Source organism: Lentisphaerota bacterium (assembly GCA_016873675.1).
GTDB lineage: Bacteria > Verrucomicrobiota > Kiritimatiellia > RFP12 > JAAYNR01 > VGWG01.
On the sequence record VGWG01000168.1, the window covers coordinates 1 to 4136 of the forward strand.

The following is a 4136-nucleotide window of genomic DNA, read 5'->3' on the forward strand; positions in this document are numbered from 1 at the left end:
ACGCCGCCGTCCTGTGTCAAAATGACCCCGTTTTCACACGAAGGAACGAATTCCCCGCCCGCCAGTAGCCAGTGTTGCACTGGCTACTGGCTGGCGGGGGTTTTAGACGTGCGTGTAGCTTAAATGAATTGTCGCATGATTGACAAGGCAATTTTTTATCCACTACATTATGGGTGTAATACAAAAAAAGTGAAAGCGGGAGGAATAGAGAAAGATAGAGAAGGATATTGGATCTGGATCATGGTTGAAGACCGCTTCAAGGGCACGTTCCGCAAACAGGGTTATTGTATCGGCTCAGCCCCAATGGATGGCAGCAGGCTGATTGGTCCGAAACGGACCCCGGTTTCGGCCGATTCCGCACTGCAGGGCCCGCCATCACACGACCGTCACTTGAACGCTGCTTTCGATGATGCCCGCAGCGATGGCATAGCGGGTGAGGCTGGCGGTGTCGTGGATATCGAGTTTTTTCATCAGGTGGTCGCGGTGCTTCTCGACCGTCTTGATGCTGATGCCGAGGTCGGCCGCGATTTGCTTGTTGGCGCCGCCCTCGGCGATCCGTTGGAGCACCTCCATCTCGCGCGAACTCAGACGGCCGGTATCGGCCTTGGACAGGCCCCTGCTGTCCAAAGACTCCTGTTGCTGACGCTGGAGTCGCTTGGCGATGATGGGACTGAAAACCGTTTCGCCCTGGTATGTCCTGCGGATCGCGCGAGACAGCTCATGCGACGAGGCGTGCTTGAGCAGAAAACCAGCCGCGCCGAACGCGATCGCTTGTTCGACATAGGCGTCGTCGCTGTGCGCGGAGAGAATCAACACGCGGATGTTCGGCACAGCCTGACGAATTTGCCGGGTGGCTTCCAACCCGTTGAGCAGCGGCATGGCGATATCCATCAAGACAACCGCAGGGTGCAACGTTTTCGCCAACGCCACCGCCTGACGCCCCGTCTGCGCTTCGCCGACGATGTCGATATCGGACTCGGACTCGAGCAGTTTGCGCAATCCTTCGCGGACAACCGCGTGGTCGTCCGCCAGCAAAATAGAGATGCGTGTTGAAGCATTCTTATTCACTTGCGCTCCTTTGCACTCGTGCGCAAGCAGATCTGCGCGCTGACGGTTGTGCCCGTGCCCGGCACGGACACGATGCCAAATTTACCGCCGACCATCTCCATCCGCTCGCGCATGCCGATCAGCCCCAGGCGCTTGCCTTCGTTGGCATGCAACACGCCCTCCACGTCGAAGGCCCTGCCGTTGTCGGTGATTTGCATCAGCAGGCCGCCCGGCACCCTCCGGAAGCTCACCTCGGCCCGGGTCGCCTGCGCATGGCGGGCGACATTCGCCAGCGCCTCCAGGGCGACGCGGTAAAGCGCCGTGCGCCTGGGTCCGTTCACGTTCTCGACCCCGGGGAACGCGGTCAAGCCGACCCGGATGCCCGTCTTTTTTGAAAAGCTCTTCACGTGAGCGTGGAGGGCCAAAATCAATCCCAAATCGTCGAGCATCGCCGGACGCAGGTCGCGGGCGAAACGATGCACGATGTTGACGGCCTTTTCAACCGCCCGCTGCGTCTGGACGATCCGGGCCTTCAATTTCCTGGAATCGACCGCCGGTTCCCGCGCGAGCGATTCCAAATGCAGATTGATTCCGACCAGCGTTTGCGTGATTTCATCGTGCAGCTCGCGGCTGATCCGCTTGCGCTCCTCCTCCTGCGCCTGCATGACCTGGTGCGTCAGCCGCCGCAACTGTCCCTGCAGGATGTGCGATTGCGCCAGAAGCTCGCGTTGCTGGTGTTCGCTGCCTTTGAGCGCCTCCTCCACAATCTGCCGTCGGACGATTTCCAGGCGCAGATCCTCGTTCGCGCCGGCCATGGCTTCCAGACGGTATTTCGCCTGTTCGACCTCCTTGAGCGCGGTGATGTCCGAAACCGCCACCCGGCACCCGGCGCTGGCGGAATCGGCAGACAAGCCGTTCAGATGGGCGCAAAAAGAGGCACCGCCCGTTTTCTCCAACGTCACCTCGCAAAGCTGTCCACCAGCCCTTGAAAAGAGCCGTTCGAGAAAAGCCGTAAAGATCGTCCGCTCCGCCTGCGCCACAAAACTCGTCAGTCGCTGACCGACGAGCCGGGATCGATTCACGCCCAACATCGAGGCGCCCGTCAGGTTCGCCTCGAGGATTCGGCCCCGTTCATCGAGCGAGAAATAGCCGACGGGAGCAAAATCATAAAGATCCGTGTATTTCTCCAACACGGACTCCGCTTCATTCCGGGCGATTAACAGCGCCTCGTTCTGCAGCTCCAACTCAATCTGGTGGACGTGCAATTCGTGAAGCGTTCGCCGGATATCGGTGGCCGATTCAGGGCCGCCGGCACCGACCCGCCGGCGGCCGTGCCGCAGTCGATCTTCGGCACGACGGCGCAGGTCTTCCTCTGGGCGGGGGCGGGACGGTCTTTTTTGCATGACGCTCTTTTTTCAAAAGGGATGATTACACGCTACGGCTTCGCCCGCTTCGTGCGGCGATCCGGCCGGCGGGGGCGGACCGGATTTTCTTTCCGCGGACAGGAATGCCGGGCCCGCAATGTGGCCTCCAGCGTCTTGGACACGGTGATGTCCGAGAAGGTGATCACGACGCCGTCGATCCGGTCGTCCAGCGTCCGGTAGGGCATGATGCGCACGGTGAACCAGCGGCCGTCCTGCGCCCTGATCGCCTTCTCGATCGAAAATTGCGACCGCAGCACCTTTTGCGCATCCGCAGGCAACGCCGCGTAGCGCAGATCCGAGACCAGATCGGTTACGGGCCGTCCCACATCGGTCGGAATGAGCTTGATGATCTTCGTCGCATGGGGGGTGAATCGCCGCACGTTGAGGTCATTGTCCAGGAAGAGGGTGGCGATCTCGGTGCTGTCGAGCAGATTCTTCATGTCGTTGCTGACGCGCGAAAGCTCGTCCACCTTGGATTGCAGCTCGGCGTTGACGGTCTGGAGTTCCTCGTTCAGCGATTGCATCTCCTCTTTCGACGTCATGAGCTCCTCGTTGGTCGACTGCAGCTCCTCGTTGGTCGACTGCAATTCCTCGTTGGTCGAACGGAATTCCTCCTGCGCGGTTTGCATCTCCTCGTGGATGGTGCGCGCCTCGGCGCGGACTTGCAGGAGTTCATGCTCCAGTTCTGCCGGCCGTGCGCTGCGAGATTGCGCCTTCGCCGGACGTGCCGCCTCCCTCGTTCCCGCGGCCACAGGGGTGAAGACGATCATCACCAAGCCCTGCAGGGGTCCGTCTTCATAAAGTCTCTGGACCGTCACGTCCACGCCCTGCTCCACGCCGCCGGATCTGACCGTCAAGCCGTGAAGCGCCACGGGGGCTTTTTGCCTGAGCGCTTTCTGGAAGGCGGCGCTCAACTCGTAATGCAGCCCTTCGCGAAGCATGGCGAACAGGTTCCAGTTGGCCTTGCCGGCAGCCGGCTCTAGGTAGTTGCCGGTTCGCCCGCTGATGTACAAGATGTCGCCTGAATCATTCGCGATCACGGACGCCGGCGCATACCGCTGCAGAATCAGTTGATCCGCCATGGACTGGAAACTGGCCGTCGCCTTCGGCGACGGACGGGGTTCAGACCCGACGGCCAGACCGGATGTGAAAGAAGATGGAAACTCAACCGCCCTCGGCGATGAACCCGCCTCGAGGCGCCGGAACAGGCGCGACTTCGCGTTGAGCGGTGTGAAAAGCCCGGTGCTATTGCCGATGGTCTCGGAGCTGCCCAGAAACAGGATGCCGCCGGGTTTGAGGCTGTAATGAAACAGCGGAATCAGCTTTTTCTGTATCTCGGCGGTCAGATAAATCAGCAGGTTGCGGCAGCACAGGATATCCAGCTTGGTAAAGGGCGCGTCCATGATGATATTCTGCGGCGCGAATATGACCATCTCGCGAATTTCCTTGCTCATCCGGTAGCCGTGTTCCTCCTTGATGAAGAACCGCTTCAGCCGTTCGTCCGACACATCGGCCGCGATCGCGGATGAATAGAGTCCCTGCCGGGCCTTGTCAATGGCGTCGTGATCCAGATCGGTGCCGAAAATCTGCAGGGCGCCGTTCTCCCGGGGCCGGCATTTATCCATCGCCTCCTTGAAGGTCATCGCCAGCGAGTAGACCTCCTCC

The 4136-nt window shown here is 60.5% G+C and carries 3 protein-coding genes; all 3 read right to left on the bottom strand.

Annotated elements, in window-relative coordinates; all coding sequences use genetic code 11:
- Window positions 1–375: 375 nt before the first annotated feature.
- Window positions 376–1068, bottom strand: a complete 693-nt coding sequence (locus FJ222_12195; GenBank protein ID MBM4165182.1) for a response regulator transcription factor — start codon at window positions 1066–1068, stop codon at window positions 376–378.
- On the bottom strand, window positions 1065–2450 hold the full coding sequence (locus tag FJ222_12200) for a PAS domain S-box protein (GenBank protein ID MBM4165183.1): 1386 nt from the start codon (window positions 2448–2450) through the stop codon (window positions 1065–1067). The genes FJ222_12195 and FJ222_12200 overlap by 4 nt, the downstream gene beginning before the upstream one ends.
- A gap of 32 nt (window positions 2451–2482) precedes the next feature.
- A partial coding sequence (locus FJ222_12205; protein ID MBM4165184.1) for a chemotaxis protein CheB occupies window positions 2483–4136 on the bottom strand: 1654 nt, incomplete at its 5' end.